The organism is Microbacterium deminutum, assembly GCF_039530205.1.
Taxonomy (GTDB): Bacteria; Actinomycetota; Actinomycetes; order Actinomycetales; family Microbacteriaceae; genus Microbacterium; species Microbacterium deminutum.
Genome location: NZ_BAAAOG010000001.1, coordinates 1 through 21,513, shown reverse-complemented (window position 1 = coordinate 21,513; position 21,513 = coordinate 1). Strand labels below are relative to the sequence as shown.

19 protein-coding genes are annotated in these 21,513 nt (G+C 68.5%); 2 read left to right on the top strand and 17 right to left on the bottom strand.

The genetic code is table 11. The annotated features are described in order from the left end of the window. Window positions 1-74: 74 nt before the first annotated feature. From ABD212_RS00095 to ABD212_RS00070, 6 genes are all read right to left on the bottom strand, one after another. Window positions 75-1,553 carry an amidohydrolase family protein gene (locus ABD212_RS00095; protein WP_344089911.1) on the bottom strand — a complete coding sequence of 493 codons (1,479 nt, stop codon included), beginning with the start codon at window positions 1,551-1,553 and terminating at the stop codon, window positions 75-77. A 61-nt stretch (window positions 1,554-1,614) separates the two neighbouring features. After that, entirely contained in the window at window positions 1,615-3,390 is a 1,776-nt protein-coding gene (locus tag ABD212_RS00090) for a glycoside hydrolase family 35 protein (protein ID WP_344089909.1), read from the bottom strand. A gap of 13 nt (window positions 3,391-3,403) precedes the next feature. Continuing rightward, window positions 3,404-4,330, bottom strand: coding sequence for a carbohydrate ABC transporter permease (locus ABD212_RS00085; protein WP_344089907.1), 927 nt, complete (start codon window positions 4,328-4,330; stop codon window positions 3,404-3,406). After that, complete coding sequence (locus tag ABD212_RS00080) at window positions 4,327-5,289, bottom strand: carbohydrate ABC transporter permease (RefSeq protein WP_344089905.1); 963 nt, start codon at window positions 5,287-5,289, stop codon at window positions 4,327-4,329. The genes ABD212_RS00085 and ABD212_RS00080 overlap by 4 nt, the downstream gene beginning before the upstream one ends. Window positions 5,290-5,398: 109 nt before the next feature. Then, window positions 5,399-6,751, bottom strand: a complete 1,353-nt coding sequence (locus tag ABD212_RS00075; RefSeq protein WP_344089903.1) for an ABC transporter substrate-binding protein — start codon at window positions 6,749-6,751, stop codon at window positions 5,399-5,401. A gap of 47 nt (window positions 6,752-6,798) precedes the next feature. Next, window positions 6,799-8,898, bottom strand: coding sequence for a beta-galactosidase (locus ABD212_RS00070; protein ID WP_344089899.1), 2,100 nt, complete (start codon window positions 8,896-8,898; stop codon window positions 6,799-6,801). Window positions 8,899-9,076: 178 nt separating this feature from the next. Here ABD212_RS00070 and ABD212_RS00065 point away from each other — a divergent pair, with 178 nt between their 5' ends. Further along, window positions 9,077-10,141: a LacI family DNA-binding transcriptional regulator gene (locus ABD212_RS00065; protein ID WP_344089897.1), complete on the top strand. Its 1,065-nt coding sequence runs from the start codon at window positions 9,077-9,079 to the stop codon at window positions 10,139-10,141. A gap of 281 nt (window positions 10,142-10,422) precedes the next feature. Here ABD212_RS00065 and ABD212_RS00060 read toward each other — a convergent pair whose 3' ends face one another. From ABD212_RS00060 to ABD212_RS00050, 3 genes are all read right to left on the bottom strand, one after another. Further along, the gene (locus ABD212_RS00060) at window positions 10,423-11,319 is read right to left on the bottom strand and encodes an RNA polymerase sigma-70 factor (RefSeq protein WP_344089895.1); all 897 of its coding nucleotides are present in this window, start codon (window positions 11,317-11,319) and stop codon (window positions 10,423-10,425) included. Next, complete coding sequence (locus ABD212_RS00055; RefSeq protein WP_344089893.1) at window positions 11,316-11,909, bottom strand: carboxymuconolactone decarboxylase family protein; 594 nt, start codon at window positions 11,907-11,909, stop codon at window positions 11,316-11,318. The genes ABD212_RS00060 and ABD212_RS00055 overlap by 4 nt, the downstream gene beginning before the upstream one ends. Window positions 11,910-11,990: 81 nt before the next feature. Further along, on the bottom strand, window positions 11,991-12,911 hold the full coding sequence (locus ABD212_RS00050; protein WP_344089891.1) for an alpha/beta hydrolase: 921 nt from the start codon (window positions 12,909-12,911) through the stop codon (window positions 11,991-11,993). A 199-nt stretch (window positions 12,912-13,110) separates the two neighbouring features. Here ABD212_RS00050 and ABD212_RS00045 point away from each other — a divergent pair, with 199 nt between their 5' ends. Beyond that, window positions 13,111-13,314 carry a three-helix bundle dimerization domain-containing protein gene (locus ABD212_RS00045; RefSeq protein ID WP_344089889.1) on the top strand — a complete coding sequence of 68 codons (204 nt, stop codon included), beginning with the start codon at window positions 13,111-13,113 and terminating at the stop codon, window positions 13,312-13,314. 20 nt (window positions 13,315-13,334) lie between these two features. Here the strand turns inward: ABD212_RS00045 and ABD212_RS00040 are convergent, their stop codons facing one another. The 8 genes from ABD212_RS00040 to ABD212_RS00005 form a co-directional block, all read right to left on the bottom strand. Then, on the bottom strand, window positions 13,335-14,516 hold the full coding sequence (locus ABD212_RS00040) for a DUF5624 domain-containing protein (RefSeq protein ID WP_344089887.1): 1,182 nt from the start codon (window positions 14,514-14,516) through the stop codon (window positions 13,335-13,337). Beyond that, a complete protein-coding gene (locus tag ABD212_RS00035) occupies window positions 14,513-15,619 on the bottom strand; it encodes a hypothetical protein (RefSeq protein WP_344089885.1) in 1,107 nt (368 codons plus the stop codon). The genes ABD212_RS00040 and ABD212_RS00035 overlap by 4 nt, the downstream gene beginning before the upstream one ends. Before the next feature lie 10 nt (window positions 15,620-15,629). Further along, entirely contained in the window at window positions 15,630-16,508 is an 879-nt protein-coding gene (locus tag ABD212_RS00030) for an amidohydrolase family protein (RefSeq protein WP_344089883.1), read from the bottom strand. After that, on the bottom strand, window positions 16,505-17,308 hold the full coding sequence (locus ABD212_RS00025; RefSeq protein WP_344089880.1) for an HpcH/HpaI aldolase family protein: 804 nt from the start codon (window positions 17,306-17,308) through the stop codon (window positions 16,505-16,507). Before ABD212_RS00025 ends, ABD212_RS00030 begins: the two co-directional genes overlap by 4 nt. Continuing rightward, window positions 17,305-17,802 (bottom strand): pyridoxamine 5'-phosphate oxidase family protein, encoded by a 498-nt coding sequence (locus ABD212_RS00020; protein WP_344089878.1) that lies wholly within the window; start codon window positions 17,800-17,802, stop codon window positions 17,305-17,307. Before ABD212_RS00020 ends, ABD212_RS00025 begins: the two co-directional genes overlap by 4 nt. Continuing rightward, entirely contained in the window at window positions 17,799-18,806 is a 1,008-nt protein-coding gene (locus ABD212_RS00015) for an alpha/beta fold hydrolase (RefSeq protein WP_344089876.1), read from the bottom strand. The genes ABD212_RS00020 and ABD212_RS00015 overlap by 4 nt, the downstream gene beginning before the upstream one ends. A 17-nt stretch (window positions 18,807-18,823) precedes the next feature. Then, window positions 18,824-20,086 carry an MFS transporter gene (locus ABD212_RS00010; RefSeq protein WP_344089874.1) on the bottom strand — a complete coding sequence of 421 codons (1,263 nt, stop codon included), beginning with the start codon at window positions 20,084-20,086 and terminating at the stop codon, window positions 18,824-18,826. A gap of 83 nt (window positions 20,087-20,169) precedes the next feature. Further along, a complete protein-coding gene (locus tag ABD212_RS00005) occupies window positions 20,170-21,384 on the bottom strand; it encodes an ROK family protein (RefSeq protein WP_344089872.1) in 1,215 nt (404 codons plus the stop codon). Between the last annotated feature and the right edge of the window lie 129 nt (window positions 21,385-21,513).

The following is a 21,513-nucleotide window of genomic DNA, read 5'->3' as shown; positions in this document are numbered from 1 at the left end:
TAGTGTCATGAGCAACGGGCCCGTGGCAGCGCACCTGGTTCATCGTTTGGAGGCCGCCGCAGTGCGGCGAGAGGTCAGCGAGGTTCGCCGCGCACGGCGCGGCCGGGGTAGGCGCCCAGGTCGAGCTCACCGTCGCGGATCACGAAGGTTCCTCCGACCATGAGGTGCCGCACGCCGCTCGACGGCCGCACGGGGTCGGCGGTGGTCGCGTTGTCGGTGATCGTGGCCGGATCGAGCATGACGAGATCGGCGTCGGCTCCTGCCGCCACATAACCTTTCCGCCGCATCGCCGGAGCCGTGTCGTCGAGCAGGCGCGAGGGCAGATACGAGCAGCGCCGGAAGGCCTCGATCCAGTCCCAGAGGGCGTCCTCGCGCACCATCAGCCGCAGGCTGCGGGCGAAGGTGCCCGCCGTGCGCGGGTGGGTGGATGCACCGGCGGGCAGCGGCCACTCCCGGGTGTCGATGCGGTGGTCCGGCCACTCCACCGGCATGGCGTCGCTCGCGACGATGGCGTCGGGGTAGGCGAGCGCGCTGCGCAGGCGTGCCCGGTCGGCTTCGTCGCGCTCGTCGAGGAACTCCACGAAGCAGGTCGCGGCCGGGTCTGCCGCGCGCACCTCACGCAGCCGTCGCGCATCCGCTATCCGCTCGCCGGTGCCGAGCATCACGATGCTCGACGGAGTGAGTCCCGCGGCCGACAGCCGCTCCGGCGCCAGGAAGAACGCCCCGACGCTCGTGCTGCCCATCCCGTACGGGTAGGCCTCCACGGTCACCCGCGAGCCCGCCGACTGCGCAGCTTCCAATGTCGCCAGCACTCGGTCGACGTGACGCTTGGACGTGCTGTTGACATGGCAGTGATGCATCGCCGCGCCGGTCTCGGCCGCCGCGATCACGATCTCGCTCGACCCATCGACGGGCGTGGTCCGGTCGACCTCGATGAGCTCGCGCACGTGCGTGTAGGTGGGCGTGCCGGCCGCTGCGGCGAGGCGCGCGACGGCCAGGTACTCAGCGGGATCCGAACGCGGCGCGTATCCCATGAGCACGCCGATGCCGAGCGCGCCCGCCGCGAGCTCTCGCTCGAGGAGTCCGAGCCAGGCGGTCAGCTCGGTCGGAGACGAGCTGCGCTGCCACTCCACGTCGCCGAGCAGCGCCGCGGCGCCGGCGAAGCTCGCCGTCGGCTCGACTCCTGCGAGAACCTGTCCCCGCGCCGATGTCCACGACGCCGAGAAGCCGTAGTTCAGCACCCGTCCGGATGCCGCGGCCTCGGCATAGGCGCGCTCGATCGGCATCAGGCCCGCCTCGAGGTCGAGGTTCGTCGTGACGCCGTCGAACGCCTGCAGGCGCTGCCCGGCGATCGAGTGGACATGGCTGTGCAGATCCACGAAGCCGGGGCCGACGACGAGCCCCGACACGTCGATGAGGGTCGCCGCGGAGTCGAGGATGGGAACGGGTGACACGTTCACCACCCGGTCGCCCTGCACGAGGACGTCGGCGACGGTCGCGGTGCGAGCCGCGGGGTCGATGACACGGCCGCCGCGGAGGATGGTGCGATCCATACCGCTCATTCTGCCCGGAGTGCAGCGGTCGCCTGGACGAGCCGCACAGCCCCGCTCGGGCTCACTCCTCCAGATGCCCCAGCGCGGCCCGGGGCACGAATTGCGCTTGGCGACCTGCGATCGCCTCGAGTTCGAGGATCACGAGGCGGTTGGTGCCGGCCCGGGTGACAGGACCGGGGACGTAGAGCGTCCGCTGCGGGCCGTTGCGCCAGTACCTGCCGAGCGCGAAGCCGTTGAGGAACGCGTACCCCTTGCCGAAGGAGGCGGTGTCGAGGAAGAGGTCGCTCTGCCTCTCGAGCTCCAACGCCGCCCCGAGCGCGACGCCGAGTGCCGGCGCACGCGCGATGTCGGCATCCAGCCGTGCGGCCACGGCGTCGGCAGTCGCGAGGAGGTCGATCGGAGTCGCGGTCCAGCCGAGCAGCGGCATGCCGTTCAGGAGAGGCCTGCCCAGGAGGCCCTTCGGCTCGCCGATGCGGGCGGCATAGTTCACCCGGCCCTGATCCTCCACGAGGATCACGAGGCGACGACCCGGCGGCAGCGCGATCGCCCGCTCCCCGAGGGCTCGCGACAGGCGCCCTACGGGGCGCCCGTCGACACTCACCCAGGCGAGGTCCCGGACCTCGTCCAACTCCAGCGTCCACAGACCATCGGGTTCGGCATCCGGAAGCGCGGTCTCGTAGCGGACGAGAGCGCCCGCGAAGCCGAGGTCGTCGAACGTCGGCGGCGTGTCATGCCGGTCGGCCCCATCGACGGGAGGCGTCACCCAGCCGCCGAGGTCCCGCAGCGGGACGGTCGGCGCCGGCGCCGGGTCGGACCGTACCGGCCGGTCGGACGGAACGGGGCCGTACCGGGCGATGACGTCCCGGAACGCCTCGTACTTGGCGGTCGGGTCCCCAGCCTCGTCGAGCGGTGCGTCGTAGTCGTACGAGGTGGTGATGGGGTGATATCGGCCCTTGTCGTTGGCGCCGTTCGTGATGCCGAAGTTGGTGCCGCCGTGGAACATGTAGAAGTTCACCGACGCCCCCGCGGTGAGCATCGTGTCGAGCTCGGCGGCGGCCTGGGCGGCATCGGTGGTGTGGTGCACGCCTCCCCACGAGTCGAACCATCCGTCCCAGAACTCCATGCACATGAGCGGGCCGGTGGGCTGGAACTCGCGCAGCGTCGCGAGCCGCTCCGCCGCGCGGGATCCGAACGACCCCGTCAGATGCAGTCCCGGCAGGCTCCCGTCGCGCAGCATCTGCGGCTGCGGCTGATCGACGGTGGTGAGCGGCACGGTGATGCCGGCATCCCGGGTGACGGCGACGAGCGCGGCGAGGTGGTCCTTGTCGTCGCCGTACGCGCCGTATTCGTTCTCGATCTGCACGAGGATGACGTTGCCGCCGCGATCGATCTGGCGCGGCGCGACGATCTCGTAGACCGACCGCAGGAAGCGCTCGACCTCGGCGAGGTACCGGGGCTCCGAGCTGCGCAGTCCGATGGACTGGTCGCCTGTGAGCCATACGGGCAGCCCGCCGTTGGTCCACTCGGCGCAGATGTACGGGCCCGGCCGGACGATCGCGTGCATCCCCTCGGCGGCGATCGCGTCGAGGAACGCCCCGAGATCGTTCGAGCCGGCGGCATCCCATTCGCCCTTCACCGGCTCGTGGGCGTTCCACGCGACGTACGTCTCGATCGTGTTGAGGCCCATCAGGCGCGCCTTGTGGATGCGGTCCGCCCACTGCTCCGGATGCACGCGGAAGTAGTGGATCGCCCCCGAGAGGACGCGGTACGGCTCACCGTCGAGCAGAAAGTCCCGCTCGCCGATCACGAACGAATGTGCATCCTCGGATGTCGACACTTCTGGCAACCCCTCAGCCCTTCACGCTGCCTGTTGCAAGGCCCGACTGCCAGTATCGCTGGAGGAAGAGGAACGCGATGATCAGCGGGAGGATCGACACGAACGAGCCCGTGATCACCGTCGAGAACAGCGCCTGGGTTCCACCGCCGGCGGATGCCGCCGCCTGCAGCTGGGCGAGCCCCACCGTGATGGGGTACAGGTCCGAGGTGTTGAGCATGATGAGCGGAAGGAAGTAGTTGTTCCACGTCGCGACGAGCGAGAAGAGGAACACCGTCACCAGACCCGGTCCGAGCAGGCGCAGTCCCACCTGCCAGAAGGTCCGGAACTCTCCCGCGCCGTCGACACGCGCGGCCTCGATGAGGGTGTCGGGGATGGCGTCCGCCGCATAGACCCGCATGAGGTAGACGCCGAATGGGCTGACGAGCGAGGGGATGATGACCGCCCACGGCGTGTCGGTGAGCCCTGCCCGCGAGAACAGCAGATATGTCGGCAGCGCGAGAGCGGTGAGCGGGATCATGATCGCGCCGAGGGTGGCGCTGAAGAGCACCTTCTTTCCAGGGAATTCGTACTTGGCGAACGCGTAGCCGGCCATCGCGGAGAGCAGGGTGGCGCCGAAGGCGGCGGTCACCGAGTACACAACCGTGTTTATCAGCCAGCGCGTGAAGAGGCCGCCCCGAATGGTGAAGAGCGTCTGCAGGTTGTCCCACAGCGACAGCTGCGGTCCGAACCACAGCCCGAACGTCGAGAACAGGGTGGAGTTGTCCTTCGTCGCCGACACGAACAGCCACCACAGCGGAAGCACGAAGTACAGCACGCACAGCCACAACAGGATCGTCAGCAGCAGGCTTCGCCGGCGCGAAGGGTCGTAGTGACGGGCCGGACGTCCGCGGCGGCTGGTGGTGCCGGGCGCGACGAGCGTGCGGGTCTGGGTGACGCTCATGCCAGCCCCCTCCTCTCGCGCCGCGCGGTTCGCTCGGATCCGAGCTGGACGAAGTACGAGATGAGAGCGATCACGAGCCCGAGGACGAAGGCGAGAGCGGCGGCATAGTTGAGCTCCTGGTTGATGAAGGCGACGTTGTACGCGTAGTAGTTCGGCGTGAACCCGTTGGTGATGGAGTCGGGAGCGATGGCGTTGAGCAGGCTCGGCTCGGCGAAGAGCTGGAACGATCCGATGACGGAGAAGATCACCGTCAGCATGATCGCAGGACGGATCGCGGGGATCTTCACGCTCCACGCGAGGCGGAACTGGCCGGCCCCGTCGATCTCCGCGGCTTCGTACAGCTCACCCGGGATCGACCGCAGGGCGGCGTACATGATGATCATGTTGTAGCCGACGAATTCCCAGGTGACGATGTTCATCATCGAGCCGAGGATGTTCGCGGGCGAGAGGAACTCGGGAGTGCCGAAGCCGAGCGCTCGCGCCATCTGGGCCAGCGGTCCGAAGTCCGGGCCGTACAGATAGCCCCACATCAGAGTGGCCACGACCGCGGGCACGGCGTACGGCATGAAGATGAGCAGGCGGATGCCTTTCGATCCCCTGGCCCGGAAGCTGTCGAGCGCGAGGGCGAAGAACAGCGCCAGACCGAGCATGATCGGCACCTGGACGATGAAGAACAGCGCCACGTTGCCGAGTCCACCCAGGAACTCGGGGTCGGTAAGGGCGCGGACGTAGTTCGCGAGGCCGGTGAAGGTCTCGCCGCCGACCAGCTTGCTCTCGAAGAGGCTCAAATAGCCGGCGTAGACGAGCGGGATGACGAGCATCGTGGTGAACACGACGAAGAACGGCAGCAGGAACAGGTACGCGGCGCGGTACTGCTTGCGCTTGTTGGGGCTGGTCCGCCGCTTGGGCTCGGCCTTCGGTGAGCGGCGCACGGCCGTGAGCGCGGATGCGTTCGCCATGGTGACTCCTTTCGGTGGATCGTTCGAAGTCGGATGCGCAGAGCGGCGGCGAGTTCAGCCCTGCCGGGTTCGGGCGCCCGCCACCGACCTGTGGCGGGCGCCCCCGGTCTCACTTGACGGTGAAGCCCTGATCCTTGGCGTACTTCACCAGCTGGTCCTGCCAAGCGTCCAGGGCTGCGGAGATGTCGCCTTTCGCCGCGATCACCTTGCCCACCGTCCCCTCATACGTCGAGTACACGTAGTCCATGAAAGGCAGCCACTCGAAGTCGGTGTCGACGGTCTTCGAGATGTCTGCGAACAGCTTGTTCACCTGCTGGCCCCCGTAGAACTCCGACTTCTGGTCCACGAACGCAGGGTCCTGAAGCACCGAGTTCTGCGGCGGGTAGAGGAACTGCTTGGTAGCGAGCATCATCGCGGACTCCTTGTCGTCGTTGATGAACTTCGCGAGCTCGTACGCGGCAATGGGGTTCTTGCTGCCGGCGAGGACGGCGTCTGACGAGCCGCCCCAGTTGCCCGAGACCTGAGTGCTCGCATCCCACTGCGGCAGCGGAGCCGCGCGCCAGAGACCCGAGGTGTCCTTGGCCGTCCCCTGGAGGAAGATCGGACCCCACGCCGCAGTCAGCCACCCGGCGTACTTGCCGCTGGCGAGACCCTGGTACCAGGTGTCATTGAAGTCGACGTCGGTCGAGATGAGGCCGTCCTGGATCAGCTTGGTCCAGTAGTCCGCGACCTGCTTGGCCTTGTCGCTGTTGACGTTGATGGCAACGGTCTGCTTGCCGTCGTAGGCGAAGGGCTTGACGCCCGCCTGCCAGAAGAACCCGATCATCTGCCCCGCCTGCGTGGCGCCGAGGTTCGAGATGTACGAGCCCGTCTTGTCCTTCACGGCCTTCGCGGCGGTCGCGTAGTCGTCCCAGGTCGCCGGCGGCTGAGTGATGCCGGCCTTGTCGAGGATGTCCTTGCGGTAGAGATTGCCCATCGGTCCGACATCCTGCGGGATCGCCCAGACCTGGTCGGCAGGCGCAACCTGCTTCCATGCCCAATCCACGAAGTCGCCGGAGAGATCCGCGGCGCCATACGGAGTGAGGTCGAGCAGCGACTTCGGCAGCACGAACGACGGGATGTACTGATACTCGATCTGCGCGACATCCGGGGCGCCGGTGCCCGCCTCGATCGCGCTTCGCAGCTTCTGGTAATGCGGCAGACCCTGACCGACGTTCTCGACCTTGACCTTGATGTCGGGATACTTCGCCTCGAAGAGGTCCACCTCGTTCTGGATGTCGGGAACCCATGTCCAGAAGGTGAGGTTGGTGGGCGTGGTCATCGCCTTGTCGATGTCCGCCTGCGAGATCGCGCTGCTGCTCGGGGTGCCCCCGTTCGTGCCGGCGCTGCAGCCGGAGAGCAGCAGACCCGCGACCGCAACGCTGCCCAGCAGCGCCATCGCTGTTCTTGGTGCCTTTTTCATGGTTGCTCTTTCTTATCTATGGTGTCGGATCTGGCGATCCGGGGATCTCACCGGCTGACGAAGGCCCGCGTCGACCATCCGTCGAGTGAGAGTGCGGAGCCCGCCTCCAGGCGGGTGCCCGTCACCAGGTCGGTGACGGCAAGTGAGAGGGTGACCTGCTGCGCGGGCCATCCCCAGTTGAAGACGAACCAGGCGCGGCCTCCGTCGGGCAGGGTTCCGGACGAGACCGTGACGGGGAGGGAGGCCGCGGTCACGAGTTCAGACGTGATCGCATCCGGTGCGGCCCACCCGACGATGGCGGCCGCCAGTTCGGGCGACGGCACCGTGCCGACGACTGAGATCCGCCCCGTGCCGAACGGATTGGTGGTGACGGCGGGGAAGTCCCGGAATCGCGGGTGCTCATACCCGGCGAGCACTTCGGCGCCGTCGCTGATGAGCCCGTCCACCCACAGCCGCGCCGTTGCGGACGACGCAATGAGGTCGGTGCTCCCCGACACCGGGATGCTGTCGTCGAGGTTCGAGTACTCGTCGTACCGGACGCCGGCCGCGTCGCTCAGACCGGGCGGCGCGACCGCGATCCGCGCGCGCGCCTCCTCGTCTGCGTAGCCCGTGCGCACCCCGAGCACGAGGTGCCCGCCCAGCTCGGCGTAGTCGCGCAGCAGGGCGAGGTCGTCGTCATCCGCGATGTAGAGCCCCGCGGCGACGAGCACCGGGAACCGTTCCACCAGGTGCGCCGCCCCGATGGCGCGCGCCTGGTCGAGGTGCAGGATGCGCGCCTGCCGACCCGAGTCGACCACGCCGCGATGGAAGCTGTCGACGATGTGCTCGTACGAGCCGGCATCCGGCTTGCCATCGATCCGGAACGGCGGCGTGAACTGCAGCGCGAATCGGCTCGGGTTCGACCACAGGATCGCCACATCGGCGTCGGGCTCATAGCCGTCGAGGGCATCGCCGATCCCGCCGAGGGCCGCGCCGAGCTCTGCCACCTCCTGATAGATGCGGCCGGGAACGAGGCTGTGGGGCAGCACTCCGCCCCAGTAGGTCTCGGTCCCGTAGGGCAGCGTGTGCCAGTGCCAGTACTCGATCATCGCCGCGCCGCGGGAGATCATCGCGAATGCCGCTTGGCGCAGCTGCCCCGGATACGGGGGGAAGTTCAGCTCCGGGCCGCTGATGGACTGCGCGTTCGTCTCGGTGACGAGGTACCGCGACTGCTTCGACGAGAACATCCGGTCAGCCTGGCGGAACAGTCCGGCGACGCCCGTCGTCGTCCAATGGCTGAGCGGCGGGAGCTCCTTCAGGGCATCCAGCCGATCCTGCATGCCGTAGTAAGGGTTGCCGGCCGTGATGTCGACGCGCGCGTTGAGCTTCTCGTCGTCGACAGCGGGGCGCGGATACGCGAGGCAGGTCATGACGAACTGGTCGTCGCGGCGGAACTCGTCGACGAGGTCCGCCTGCCAGGCGATGAACTCCGTGGTCAGCGACGCCTGGTAGCGGCGCCAGGCGAGGTCGTACTGCGGGAATGTGTTGCCATCCGGACGCCACAGCTGCGACCACTCGGTCAGCCGGTGGGACCAGTACGTCAGTCCCCATTCCCGGTTCAGGGTCTCGACGTCCCCATAGCTCTCGCGCAGCGACTCCACGAATCCGGCGAACACTCCGTCGTTGTGGAACAGCTCGAGCCCCGGCTCGTTGTCGACCTGGAACCCGATCACCGCCGGGTGCTGGGCGTGCCGGGCGAGGATTGCGCGGATGACCCGTTCGGCGTGCAGGCGGAACACCGGGTGCGTGAAGTCGACCTCCTGGCGGGCACCCCACGGGATGCGGGCGCCTGTGGCACGCTCGCCTGCGATCTCCGGATGAGCGACCTGCAGCCAGGGCGGCACGGCGTAGGTGGGCGTCCCCAGGATGACCCGGATTCCTCGCGTGTGTGCCTCGTCGAGCACCGGTGTGAGCCACTCGAGATCGAATTCGCCATCTCGGGGCTCCCACGTCGACCACACCGACTCACCCACCCGGATGACGGTGAACCCGGCCGCCTTCATCAGGTCGAGATCGAGCTGAAGCCTGTCGGCGACGTGGTACTCGGCGTAGTAGGCCGCCCCGAAGAGAACGCCCGTCGGGCGGTAGGCGATCGAGCGCGAGACCATCCTGATGAACTCCGTTGTCGTCGTGGTGGGCTTTCCTGAGCAACCTAGGGCTGAATGTTGTCGATAACAAGGAGTCGTGACCAGAATGTTATCGATAAACTCTGATTCACGATGTCTCCGACGTCGAGAAGGCGCACCGTATCCTCAACTGACCAAGCAGAGAGCGCGGAGGTGGACGATGGATGCCGACGCAGCCAGCACTCCCGTGGAGATCGCCGAACCCGAACCGGCCACCACGGAGGCCCGGAGTGCGAAGGCGGCGACGATCTACGACGTCGCGCGCGTCGCGGGAGTGTCCCACCAGACGGTGAGTCGCTTCATCAAGGGCTATCAAGGCATCCGGCCCGAGACCAGGGACCGCGTCGTCGCCGCCCTCGAACAGCTCGACTATCGCCCGAACCTGACCGCCCGGTCACTGCGCAAGGGTCGCTCGCACCGCATCGCGGCGCTGACGCATGAGATCGACCAGGTCGGTCCGAGCAAGATCGTGCAGGGAGCGAGCGTGGCGGCACGCGAAGCGGGCTACCTCCTCGACATCGTCACGCTGGACATGAGCGATCGACTCTCGATCCAGGAAGCGCTCGAACTCGTCCAGCAGCTGGATGTGGCGGGAGTTCTCGCCCTGGCGTCCACCGACGAGATGGCCGCGGCCTTCGCGGCGGCCGACTTCCGCGTCCCCGCCCTGATCCGGGCCGAAGAGGACGACGCGCAGCATGGCCATCCGACGGAACTCTCGACACTCGGCATCCCGGCGCTCATGTCACATCTCGTCGCCCTCGGGCACGAGCGGTTCCTGCACATCGCCGGACCATCCACCTGGTCGGCTGCCCGCAACCGCAGTCACGCCTACGACATGGCGATCTCCGCTCACGGACTCGTGTCGACGGGGGTGGTCTCGGGTGACTGGTCGGCGAAGTCCGGCTACGACGCCGTGGCGGCACTTCCGCCGGACTTCACCGCCACCGCCGTCGTCGCCTCGAATGACCAGATGGCCCTCGGAGCCATGCTCGCCCTGCGAGACCGTGGACTGCGGGTTCCAGACGATGTCAGCGTGACCGGTGTGGACGACATTCCCGAAGCCGCATATTTCTCGCCGCCGCTCACGACGCTGCGCATCGACTTCGACGCCCAGGGTCGGTCGGCGGTCGCGGAGCTGCTCGGTGGGGCGCGCGCACACGCCCCGGCCATCGGATCGGAACTGATCATCCGGGCGTCCACCGGGCCGGTGCATTCCGCTCGGTGATAGACGTGGGCCATCTCCGGGGCGCCGGGGTGTCGGGCGTCCAGCTGGCGATCCCCGGGCTGCTTGCGGTCGCGGTCGGCCTCCTCACCGTCTGGGCGTGGCGGCGACTGGGGCTCGACCGCTGACTCGATCGGCGTCGGTCGATACGACCGTCGCAGGGGTCGTGGTCATCTCACGTGGACGCCGCATCCTCGGGCGGGCGCGCCGACGACCGACCGAGCCTTCCGTCGAACCGCTCGCCGCCGGGGGACCTGTCAACCGCGCCACCTGCCCGTTCGCGCTCACCGCGTGAGCGCGGACTCCGCGTCGAGGCGCGCCAACTTGTCGGGATTCGCGATCGAGTAGATGCGGGTCACCCGACCGTCCTCGACCGTGACGCTCACCGCCGCGGCGAGCCGACCGTCCAGCACGACGCGCACGCCGGGCTCGCCGTTCAGCCACATCGGAGACATGACGAAGCCCGCGCCGGACTTGGCGATGCCGCCGAGCAGGTACCGGGCGATGTTGTCCGCGCCCACGATCGGGCGCCGCGCGGCGCCGCGGACGCGGCCTCCGCCATCGGCCACGGAGACGACATCGGGGGCGAGCACATCCATGAGCTGCTGCAGGTCACCGTTGTTCAACGCGGCCACCAGTCGCTCCAGCACCCGTTCGTGTTCGGATCGGCCCACCCTGATGCGGGGGCGGCGCGCCGCGACGTGATCGCGCGAACGGTGCGCGATCTGACGGACGGCCGCGGGCGACTTGTCGACCGCCTCCGCGATCTCGTCGTACGGCACATCGAAGACCTCCCGCAGCACGAACACCGCACGCTCCGTCGGGGCGAGCGTCTCGAGCACGGTGAGCATCGCGATCGACACGTTCTCGGCGAGTTCGACGTCGTCCGCGACATCCGGTGTCGTCAGCAGCGGCTCGGGCAGCCACTCGCCGACATAGTCCTCGCGTCGTCGGGAAACTGTCCGCAGCTGGTTGAGAGCCTGCCGCGTCACGAGCCGGACGAGGTAGGCGCGAGGGTCGCGGACGCCGTCCTGGTCGACCGCGGCCCATCGCAGCCAGGACTCCTGCAGCACGTCTTCCGCGTCAGCGGCCGAGCCGAGCATCTCGTAGCCGACGGTGAACAGAAGGCTCCGGTGGGCGACGAAGGGGTCGTCCCCCGTCGAGCCGCGCGAGCTGCTCATGCCGTCGAGCCTACGTGCACGGTTGCGCTCGCGAGCGGCACGAGGCCGCAGCTGTCCGCCAAGCCCTGAGAACGGATGCCGAGCGCGATGTTCGCGCGGGCAGAGGTGTTCATGATCGCGATCCGCGCGGTCAGTTCGAGCAGCGCGGGTGCCCCGAGCTCCTCGAGCAGGGCGGCGGAGAGCTCATCCGTCACCGCCACCGGCGTCCGACTCATGGCGTCCGCATATTCCATCACCCTGCGCTCGAGCGGCGCGAACGAGGACGATTCGCGCCACCGTGGCGCTTCGCGCGCCTTCGCTTCGTCCAGCCCGCGGCTGTGCGCCAGGAAGTAGTTCAGATCAAGGCAGAAGCTGCATCCCACCGCGGCCGCGGCCGCCATGTCCGCGAGCACCACGAGGTCCTTGTCGAGCTCGTTCCACTTCTCGGCCTTGCGGTTCACGCCCATCAGGCCCATCAGCACAGTGGGGTTGTGCCACATCACGCCGAGCGATTCGGGAACCTCTCCCAGCATGCGGCGGGCCGCGAACTTCATCAGCGCGCCACGGGCACCCGTGATCTCGGTTGCGGGCACACGGGTGCTTGCGGTCATGTCTCCTCCAAGGTTCGTCCTTGAACATGAAGACACCGCCCGGCCGCCGGATGTGACACGTCGAGCGGGAAGATCCTGCGATCAGGCGTGCTCCGCGAGGCGTGCGCCGAGCCACCCCCGCGCACGGGCGACGAGTTCCAGTGCCAGGTCGCTGCCGGGCGCCCACGCCTCGAAACCGTGCGGTGCGCCGGAGACGATGTCGATGGTCGTGTCCACTCCCGCGGCCTCGAGCCGCTGGGCGTAGTCGATGTCCTCGTCATAGAAGAGCTCGATGTCCGACGTGTAGATCCAGGTCGGCGGAAAGCCGGACAACTCCTCCCTGCGCGCAGCTGCCGCGTACGGGGCAAGATCGGCCGACCCCATCGCGTCTCCGAGGTACGACGACCAGCCGACCAGGTTGGAGCGGTTGTTCCAGATGAAGTGATCGACCTCGTCCCGGCCGCGATCCGCTGCCACGCGGTCGTCGAGCATCGGGCAGAAGAGCCACTGTGCCGCAACGGCATCGCCGTCGTCGTGGACGCGCTGCACGAGGCTCGCCGCGAGTCCACCGCCGGCGCTCTGCCCGCCGATGGCCAGGCGACCGGCATCCAGGCCCAGCGCGCCGAGGTTGCTCCGCAACCACTGCCAGCCCGTGTGGCAGTCGTCGATCGCCGCGGGGAAGGGATGCCTCGGCGCGAGCCGGTAGTCGACCGAGACGATCGTCACCCCGGTCTGCCGGGCCGTCTCACCGCAGAGTGTGTCATCCATCGCGGCGGCGCCCAGCACGAGTCCGCCGCCATGGATCCACAGCAGCCCGGCGCCGGACGGGTTCGCCGGCACGTACACGCGAAGCTTGACGCCGCCGTGGCGCAGGAGGCGTCGCTCGACGCCTTCGACGCGCTTGCCCGGCAGCAGCGCCGATGCGGATGCCGCGAACCTCCGCAGAAAGCGGTTCTCGATGTTGACCTTGGGTGACTTCTGCGTGGCGGTGCGCAGACTCGGGGCGACGTTCGAGATATCCACGGGCTCTCCTTCGAGTTACGGATCGGCGGTCTTCGGCGCACGCCGACGGGATGGAGCATCCAGGATACGGACAATTCTCGGCTGCGAGACGGCGGGTCGAACCTCACGACACCGCGCTCGAAAGACTCTCTTGAGTGCGGGCGGTCCGAGGCTCAGAATTGTCCCCAATCAGCACTGCCCTCGCCCCGGAGGTCCGCCCGTGACCCGCGACGCCATCAACGAAGATGCCGCCATCGAAGACGTGATCGAACGGCTCGCCGAACGCTTCCCCCGGCTTCCGCATGCGCAGATCGTCGACGCCGTCTACGCCGCGAGAGACTCCTTCGCACGAGCCCAGGTACGGGACTTCGTTCCCGTGCTCGTGGAGCGCGAGGCGCGAGCGCGCCTGGAGCATCCGATCTGACCTGAGGGCACGGCGTGCTGTCAACGTCCGCGCGGGTACGTCTCGGTGTCCAGCCCGGGGATCACCACGGCGCGCGGGTCGTTGCCTGCCGCGACGAGACGCTCGGCGATGAAGTCGGTCACTCCGGCGGCGAGCAGCTGCCTCGGATCCTCCAGCGTCAATCGCAGCCGCGTGATCATCGTGTGCCAGTCGTCGGCCGCGCGCACCGGCGGGAACTCCGAGACCTCGCTTGCACCGGGGCTCAGCTCCGGCCCGAGCAGCGGCGGCTCGACGAACGCCGGGTAGCCGCCGAACATGACGGGGGCGAGCTCCATGGAGGACATCACTCTCGCGAGCTGCCAGCGCAGCGGTCCTTCCACGGCGCCGACGGCGGCAAGATCCCCATCCGTCGGCGACTCGAACCCTGCCAGCGTCGGCGCGACGAAGACTCGAGTGAGCGCGAGCTCGTCATGGGAGATGTGGCGCAGCAGCCGCACCAGGCTCGTCGTGCTCTTCGTCGTGCCGGCAGTAGGTCTCCCCTGGCGGCCGGTGATGGCGACGAGAGCCCGGGCCCAGTCGATCCCCAGACCGTGGAACCAGTTGATCCACCTGTGGACATGATCCAGCCCGTAGAGGGCGAAGGTCGCCACCATCAGCTTGTTCCCCGACACCGGGAACCGCTCGCTGCCCACGTCGAGGTAGTCCGACGCGAGGCTCGCTGGGGTGAGGTAGCCGGGCTCCCCGAGTGCCCGCAGGAGATAGACCTGGGCCAGCTCGCACGCGTATTCGACCATGGTTGCGATGTCGTGCTCGCGGCCGGCAAAGGACGAGATGCCGAGGCCGTCTCGCCAGAGCGCCGGGCCGTTCACCAGGCGCACGCCGCGGATCACCTCGACGAGGCGTGCTGCGTCCGAGCGCCACAACTCGTGCGCGCCCCGCCGTTCGAGCGCGACGAGCGTGCCGATGGCAGGTCCGAGATGCGAGATGGCGGTCAGTTCGGTGAACCCCGGGATGTTCAGCCGGAAGCCGCGCACCTCTGGCGGTCTCCCATCGCCGGGGAAGACGGCGAGATCGGTCGCCGTGGCGACGATCAGGGGATCTGCGGCGTGCTCCGCCAACACCAGGGCCGTCAGGTGATCGGCGACAGAGCCGCGATCCGGCGACGTGGAGTCGCTGTAGACATCGAGGAGTGCCCGCAGCTCCGGATTCTCGTAGGGCTTCATCCCGCTTCCTCCCGCACATCGTCATCCAGCCGATAGATGACCGTGTCCGCGGCGAACGTGCGGCCGGGCACGGGTGCTGCCGCGAGTCCGTTCGAAACAGCGAACTCCCGTCCTCCGCCAGGCAGGACCGCGACATCCGTTCCACCCGACGTCCGGAATCCGGCGACTTCGCGCAGCTCCCCGCCCTTGAAGCGGTAGACATGCGATCGCAGGTCGGGCTGCGGGTCGGCCGGCGATCCGTGGATGAAGTCGACCCGCACCACATAGACCGCACGGTCCGTCACGAGTCGCGCGAACGCGCGCCCGCCGGGACCGCCGGGGATGGGGATCGGCGAGGAGAATCGCCCGTCCTGCCACCGGAGCAGCACCGAGTGGCTGTCGATTCGCCCGACGGCGAGGTGGACGTCGCGACCCTCGGTCAAGAGCAGGAATGCGCGCCCGCCCGTCGACACCAGTTCCTGGTGCTCGACGAACCTCTCGCCGTCGAAGCGGTACAGCCGGCTGGGCGTCAGGTGATCCGCGTGCGCGAGGAATACCGTCCCGCTGATCTCGAAGACCTCGATGCCATAGCCCGCGATCGACTCGAGCTCCTGGAACGGGGCGAAGCGCGAGCCGTCCCATCGGAGGATCGCACTCGGCCGCGTTTCGGGCGGCAGATTCTGAGCGATCCCCAGGTAGTGGGTTCTGCCGATCCGGAAGTGCCGCAGCTGCTTGGCGGCGTAGGTGTTCAGCTCCTGGAAGAGGCGAAAGCCGGACTCGACGTATTCGAAGATCGGGGACACCGTGGCGTAGTCGTACGGACCGCTCCCGGTGCGGATCGATGCGACGGCCGCGAACACGCGCCGATCGATCCTGAAGACCTCGACGTCTTCGCCTCCGCCCACCGGAAGCGATCCGGCGAGCGCGAAGCCGTGCGGTCCGTCTCGGAAGAGGAGCACCTCGGCGTCCGAGCTGCCGCCGTTGATCCCCGGCGGCGACCCGGGCGAGTCGACGGCGAGCTGAGGCACCGCAACCCATCGCGTGTCGCCCAGCACGAAGGGAGCGACCGCGCGCGCTCCGGTGGAAGCCAGACGCTGGACCTCTGTCAGGATCGGACCGGGCATCGTCGCGGCTTCAGTGCGAGTAGAACAGGATGTCGGGAGCGTCCACGAGGATGCGGCTGCGGTCACCGGCATCCGGCGCCCACTCCGCGAGCAGATTCAGCAGCTCGCCCGTGTCGCGCTGGCCGTCGGGAAGGTGCGGCCAGTCGGAGCCCCAGATCAGCCGGTCGGGGAAGGCACCGACGAGCGCCTCGGCCAGCGGGGAAACCGCCTGCAGCGGCCGACCCTCGGCGACCCGATAGGCACCGCTGAGCTTGATCCAGCAGTTCCCGACGGCCAGCGCGGCCAGCACCCGAGCGGTGCCCTCGTCGCCCAGCCCGTCCGACTGCTTCATGTAGCCCATGTGATCGACCACGAAGGGAACGGGCAGATCGCTCAGGGAGGGGAGCAGCGCGTGCACGACTCTGCCCGGCGCATAGAACTGCAGATGCCAGCCCCGGGGATGCGCGAGGTCGGCCATCCGGTCGGCGTACCGGCGGAGGTCGTCGAGCGGCCAGTCCTTGCGGGAGAAGAGGTCGAGCCGCAGCGCTCGGATGCCGCGCCTGTCGTACTCGTCGAGGACGCCGCGGGGAGCATCCTCGCTGACACGGGCGACTCCGCGAGCACGATCTCCGAGGCGGGCCAGAGCGCTCAGCATGAGCGAGTTGTCGTCGCCGTAGTACGTCGGCTGCACCGGCACCATCCGTGAGATGCCGAGCCGGTCCGCGACGGCGAGGTATTGCGCGAGTGTCGCGTCCGGGAACGTGTACAGCGGGTTCGGCACGGCCGGAAAGCCCGGCTCGAAGACATGGAGATGTGTGTCGCACGCCCGGGCCGGCATCACGAAGCTCGGCTTCGTGTTGGTGTCGGCGCGACGCATCGGGGAGGTCTGGGCGAACGGCACATCCATCATCGACCTCTGCGATCCGCGTACCACTCCCGGGTCGCCGCGGACCGGTCGGCTGCCGCCCGATGCATCAGGTCGGAATCGACGCCTGCCAGGAACAGCGGAGCCATCCCGAGGGCGAAGAACCGCTCGAGCGTCGATCCCAGAGGGACACCCCCGACCATCGCCGGCTTGTCGTGCGCTCGACCGGCTGCTGCGACCGCCGAGACGGCCGCGGCGACGCGCGGATCCTCGTAATCGCCGGGGATGCCGAGCTCGCTCGTGAAGTCGTTGGCACCCAGGCCGATGATGTCGACGCCGTCGACGGCGGCGATCTCTTGCGCGTTGCTCGCGCCCGCCGGCGTCTCGATCAGGATCTTGACGATGGTCGCGGCGTCGACGAGCGGATTGAGCTCCCGCGCAGCGATAGGGACCATGCCCCGCTGCGGCATCTGCGTGAGCTGCGAGCGATGCCCTCGCGGGGGAAACCGGCACGCGTCGACGATCGACCGAGCCTCGCTCGCGGTCTCGACCCGTGGCGCGATGATCCCGTGCGCGCCTCCGTCGAGCAATCTGCCGATCACCCCGTACTCGCGCTCGGGAACCCGCACCAGTGCCGTCAGTCCGATGTCACCCGCGCACGCCGCCAGCGCGACGGCGGTCTCGACGGTCATCGCGGAATGCTCGAGATCGATCAACACGCAGTGATAGCCCGTCGACTTCGCAATTCGTACGATGTCCGTCGAACGACTCATGCGGATGCCGAGCATCAGCTGCGGCTCTCCGGCACGCAGCGCGGTGAGAAGCGGTGCCGTCGACGACGTCATCGCGGCCTCGGCAGCAGCACCTCGGCATACTCGCCCTGCTGCAGCAGCGCCTCGTCGAAGAGCTTGACGCGGGTCGGGTGGAAGGCGACCAGCCTGACGTCGTGTCCGCGGATGAACTCCTCGTAGTCCTCGCCATCCGAGCCGATGTCGGCGAACCGCGCGCGCACGCATGCGAACGCGGCGTGTGCGTTCGCGGCATCCACTTCGGCCATCTCGCCGAACAGCTGGACACCGCGCCGCAGGAGGCGCGTCTGATGCGAGTCGTACACGGCAACGGCCGCACTGGGGTTCGTGCGGAGATGGCGCGCGTGCTCGGTGTGCGGCGGCGTCAGGACGAAGAGGGTCCCGTCTTCGGCGAAGGCGAAGAAGGCCGTGTTGATGTGCGCGCGCCCGTCCTCGGAGACGGTCGCCATGCTGAGCAGCCGGTTCGCGGAGAGGATCTCGCGGAGCGACTGCAGCTGCGCGGGGTCGAGAGCACCGAGCGGCGATGTCATCCGGCTTCGCCGCCCTCGGAGAGCTCCCTCCGCAGGAAGTCAACGATGAACTGCATGACGGCGGTGGTGGTCCAGTACTTCTCTTCGCCGCCCTTGACGGCGATGTCGCCGTGGCCGGCCCCGGCGACGAGGATCCGCCGGCTGCGTGCACCGGCGTTCAACAGCGCTTGATGCATCACCATCGTCTGGACCGGCGACACCAGCCGGTCGTCGCTGCCGTGGAAGATGAGGAAGGCCGGTGCGTCCGGCCGCACGTGGCGGGAAGGGTCGGACGCGTGCCACGACACGACGTCGTCCGACACACTCATCGCCTGAGGCCCGCCGACCCAACGGGCATTCGGGTTGCCCGGCGCGTTGATCTTCGCCACCGTGTCGTCGTCGAACCCGTCGGCGAGACGGCTGAGATCTGATCCGCCGAACTTGTCGACGACGGCTCGCACCGCCGCGGTGCCGTCCGGGTCGAGGGCCGGGTCACCGGACACGACGCCGGCAAGTGCGGCGAGGTATCCTCCGGCGGACTCGCCCCAGAGCCCGACGCGAGCGGGATCGATGCCGAACTCATCCGCGTGCGATCGCAGGAATCGGATGGCATCCTGCACGTCCTGCAGACCGTCGCGGAAGGTCGCATCGTGCCGCGTCGTCCGGTACTCGATGCTCGCGACCACGAGTCCCGCCGCGGCGACGTACCGCCGCATCTTCGCCCCGCCGACTTTGGGCGCCATCACGAACCCGCCGCCTGGGACGAAGACGACGAGCGGATGCCGGCCGCCCGCCTCGGGGATCATCAGATCGAGTCGCAGCCGAACGCTCCCGCCCGGCGTCTCACGTCGCGCGTATTCGATGTTCCGGCGGAGTCGCACCCCGCGGGCGGAGCCGATCTGCCCGGTCGAGTCGGCGGGGATCACCTCGCTGTCGCGCTGATCGTCAGGAGCGGAGCGCGTCGACGTGGGGATCGGATGCCCGCGCACCGCCGCGAGCTTGGTCATGAGCGTCGGGATGTTCACGAGGTCGGCCTCCCCGGTTAACGGACGCTCTTGATGGGTGCGAGCACGAAGGCGGCGATGATCACCGCGACGATCCCGCTGACGAAGACGGCGGGGTACCCGAGCGTCGCTATCAGGATGCCGCCGATGGCCGTGCTCAGGGCTTGCGGGAGGTTCGTCGCGATGTTCAGGATGCCGAGATCCTTGCCGGCCGTCGCGCCGTCCTTCGGCAGCACCTCTGTCATGAGGGCGGTGTCGCACGCCGTGTAGAGGCCGAATCCCACTCCGCTGACCGCGCTCATGATCACCATCCCGAGGATGTTCGGGCTCAGCAGCGGGACGACGAAGCCGATCGCGACGAACGCGGACGCCACGTAGACGAAGATCTTGCGTCGGCCGATCCGGTCGCTCCACACGCCGCTGATCCCGACGGAGATGAGCGTGGTGACCAGGGATGTCAGCGCCAGAAGCCCGATCGTCTGGTTCGCGCCGGCGAGCGGCAGCCCGAGGTAGTCCGTGAGGAGGAAGAGCTGGAAGAACAGCACCATGAAGTAGCCGAGGATGAAGAAGAAGCGAGCCGCGAACGCCCAGGCGAAGTCTGGGTGACGACGCGGGCTGACCCAGAACGCGGCGACGAATGCCCGCACCGTGACGCGGTCGGCCCGCGCATCGACGCTCGAGTAGTCGCGATTGACGAGGACGAACAGCAGCGTGGCCACGAGGATCGCAGCACCGAACACGACGTACGCGAGGCCGAGCGCCGCTGCGAGCTGCCCGGCGACGATCACTCCGATGGTCAGCCCTGCCGCGGTGCCGATCCCGAACATCGCGCTGGCCACACCGCGCCTTTCGCGCGGGTATCGGTCGGGCACGATGGCGGTGAAGGGGCCCTGCACCGCGTTGAGGCAGACCTGCAGCACGATCCAGAAGATGCCGACCCAGACGACCGAGGTCAGGGTTCCCATCCCCGCGACGAGCAGGCCTCCGGCCGCGCCGCCGATCGCGATCCACGGCGCGCGTCGTCCCATCCGAGATCGTGTGCGATCGCTGAACGCTCCGATGATCGGCTGGGTCAGGAGCGTGAAGACGAAGGAGATCGTGGAGATGACGGCGAGATTCGCCACCTTGTCGGGCTCGTCGATGATGGCGAGCTGATTGGGCAGCAGCACCTGGCCGAGGCCGGCGTAGGACGCGAACATGACGAACGCGAGGATCGTCATGGATGGGAGCAGCCGCTTCGGCGACTGCGGGCTTCGGAAAGCTCCGGATTGCTCGATCTGATCCGTCGGTGATGCGGACACGGTGCTCCTCGACTCTGAGAAGGGCTCAAACCTGCGGCGGCGCGGATGCGACACCGGCAGTCTGCCGCGAACCTCACCTTATTTCAAGTGTTGAAGTAAAGAAGTTCCTGCGGATCACGGAGAAGCCGCTGCTGCCCGGCCTCGATCGCGCCGCGGAGAGCGGCGCCGGATCCGAGTACGCCGGGCACCACACGGGCACGCTTCTCATCGTCGTCGGCGACATCCGGTCTCGCCCGCCGGAACGCGTCCTCGATCGTGGACGCGAGCGGCGCCCACTGCCCCCCGATCACGACAACGCTCGGATCCACCGCCATGCTCAGGATGGCGATCGTCCGGCCGATCCACGGAAGGGCACCGGCCCATGCTCTTCCGGCGGCCGCATCCCCGTCGTCGACCCGCGCGATGAACTCCGCCAATGCCGCGTGCGGTGAGTGTGCGGCGAAGTCGGCGTCCATGCCGGCGGCCGCGGCGAGTGGAGCGATCCCCGCGACGGTGACGAGGCAGCCACGCTGGCCGCAGACGCAGACTTCCCCGTCGGGCACGACGGCGAGATGCCCGAGCGAGCCGGCGAAGCTGTGCGCCCCCGAGACGACCTCGCCGTTGATGACGAGGGCACCGCCGATCGTCGAATCTCCCTTGAGGTAGATCGCGTCGGCGATGACTCCGAGTCGCCTCAGCTCCGCGGTGGCGGCGACGGGCGCATCCGACGCCAGCGTGACGGGAACCGTGCCCAGCTCGGGGAGGCGATCCCGGATGCCGCCGACGACGTCGACGGCGCGCCATCCGAGCGCGGCATCCCCGATCACGCGCGGCGGGTCGCCTCCCACCGGGGCCAGCACGACGATGCTCGCGTCGCGGACAGTGCGGCCCTCCGCCGCTGCGACGTCGATGAGCTCGCGCATGACCTGTGACGCCAGATCGAGCACCGGCCCCGGATCGCCGGGGCTCGCAGCATGAGGCCGGCTGATCGTAGCCACCTCGTCGCCGACGAGGGATGTCAGCATCCCGATCACCTCGTCGGACGCGATCTGCAGAGCGAGCAGCGCGATCGCGTCTCCGGCGAGTGCGAGGTTCGTGCGCGGCCGGCCCTTGAGGCCGACCACGGATGTCGTCTCCCGCACGATCCCCGCTTCTTGCAGAATCTGCACGAGCGCGGTCACGGAACCGCGCGTGAGCCCGGTCTGCTCGGCGATCGCCGTGCGCGAGGTCGGACCCGCACCGGCGAGATGTCTGAGCACCAGGCTGAGGTTGTGGCGCCGGACGTCAGCGCTCGCGAGTCCGATGGATGCGCCGGCCATGCGTTTCTCCTATGTCAAGTCTTAGGCCGCGAGGGGGAGGCTCGCGGGGATCTGGCTCGGTTGCTGGTCGGCGGTGAGGGCGTTGAAGACCGTGCGGGCGAGGCGGCGTTTCAGGCAGCGTAGGGCTTC

What these genes read in the sequence shown, in the direction of transcription:
- ABD212_RS00080 (WP_344089905.1), bottom strand. Translation starts at nt 5,289, where the DNA reads ATGGCGAACGCATCCGCGCTCACGGCCGTGCGCCGCTCACCGAAGGCC.
- ABD212_RS00025 (WP_344089880.1), bottom strand. Translation starts at nt 17,308, where the DNA reads ATGACGTCGTCGACGGCACCGCTTCTCACCGCGCTGCGTGCCGGAGAG.
- ABD212_RS00055 (WP_344089893.1), bottom strand. Translation starts at nt 11,909, where the DNA reads ATGACCGCAAGCACCCGTGTGCCCGCAACCGAGATCACGGGTGCCCGT.
- ABD212_RS00020 (WP_344089878.1), bottom strand. Translation starts at nt 17,802, where the DNA reads ATGACATCGCCGCTCGGTGCTCTCGACCCCGCGCAGCTGCAGTCGCTC.
- ABD212_RS00070 (WP_344089899.1), bottom strand. Translation starts at nt 8,898, where the DNA reads ATGGTCTCGCGCTCGATCGCCTACCGCCCGACGGGCGTTCTCTTCGGG.
- ABD212_RS00060 (WP_344089895.1), bottom strand. Translation starts at nt 11,319, where the DNA reads ATGAGCAGCTCGCGCGGCTCGACGGGGGACGACCCCTTCGTCGCCCAC.
- ABD212_RS00065 (WP_344089897.1), top strand. Translation starts at nt 9,077, where the DNA reads ATGGATGCCGACGCAGCCAGCACTCCCGTGGAGATCGCCGAACCCGAA.
- ABD212_RS00095 (WP_344089911.1), bottom strand. Translation starts at nt 1,553, where the DNA reads ATGGATCGCACCATCCTCCGCGGCGGCCGTGTCATCGACCCCGCGGCT.
- ABD212_RS00035 (WP_344089885.1), bottom strand. Translation starts at nt 15,619, where the DNA reads ATGCCCGGTCCGATCCTGACAGAGGTCCAGCGTCTGGCTTCCACCGGA.
- ABD212_RS00085 (WP_344089907.1), bottom strand. Translation starts at nt 4,330, where the DNA reads ATGAGCGTCACCCAGACCCGCACGCTCGTCGCGCCCGGCACCACCAGC.
- ABD212_RS00030 (WP_344089883.1), bottom strand. Translation starts at nt 16,508, where the DNA reads ATGATGGATGTGCCGTTCGCCCAGACCTCCCCGATGCGTCGCGCCGAC.
- ABD212_RS00040 (WP_344089887.1), bottom strand. Translation starts at nt 14,516, where the DNA reads ATGAAGCCCTACGAGAATCCGGAGCTGCGGGCACTCCTCGATGTCTAC.
- ABD212_RS00075 (WP_344089903.1), bottom strand. Translation starts at nt 6,751, where the DNA reads ATGAAAAAGGCACCAAGAACAGCGATGGCGCTGCTGGGCAGCGTTGCG.
- ABD212_RS00005 (WP_344089872.1), bottom strand. Translation starts at nt 21,384, where the DNA reads ATGGCCGGCGCATCCATCGGACTCGCGAGCGCTGACGTCCGGCGCCAC.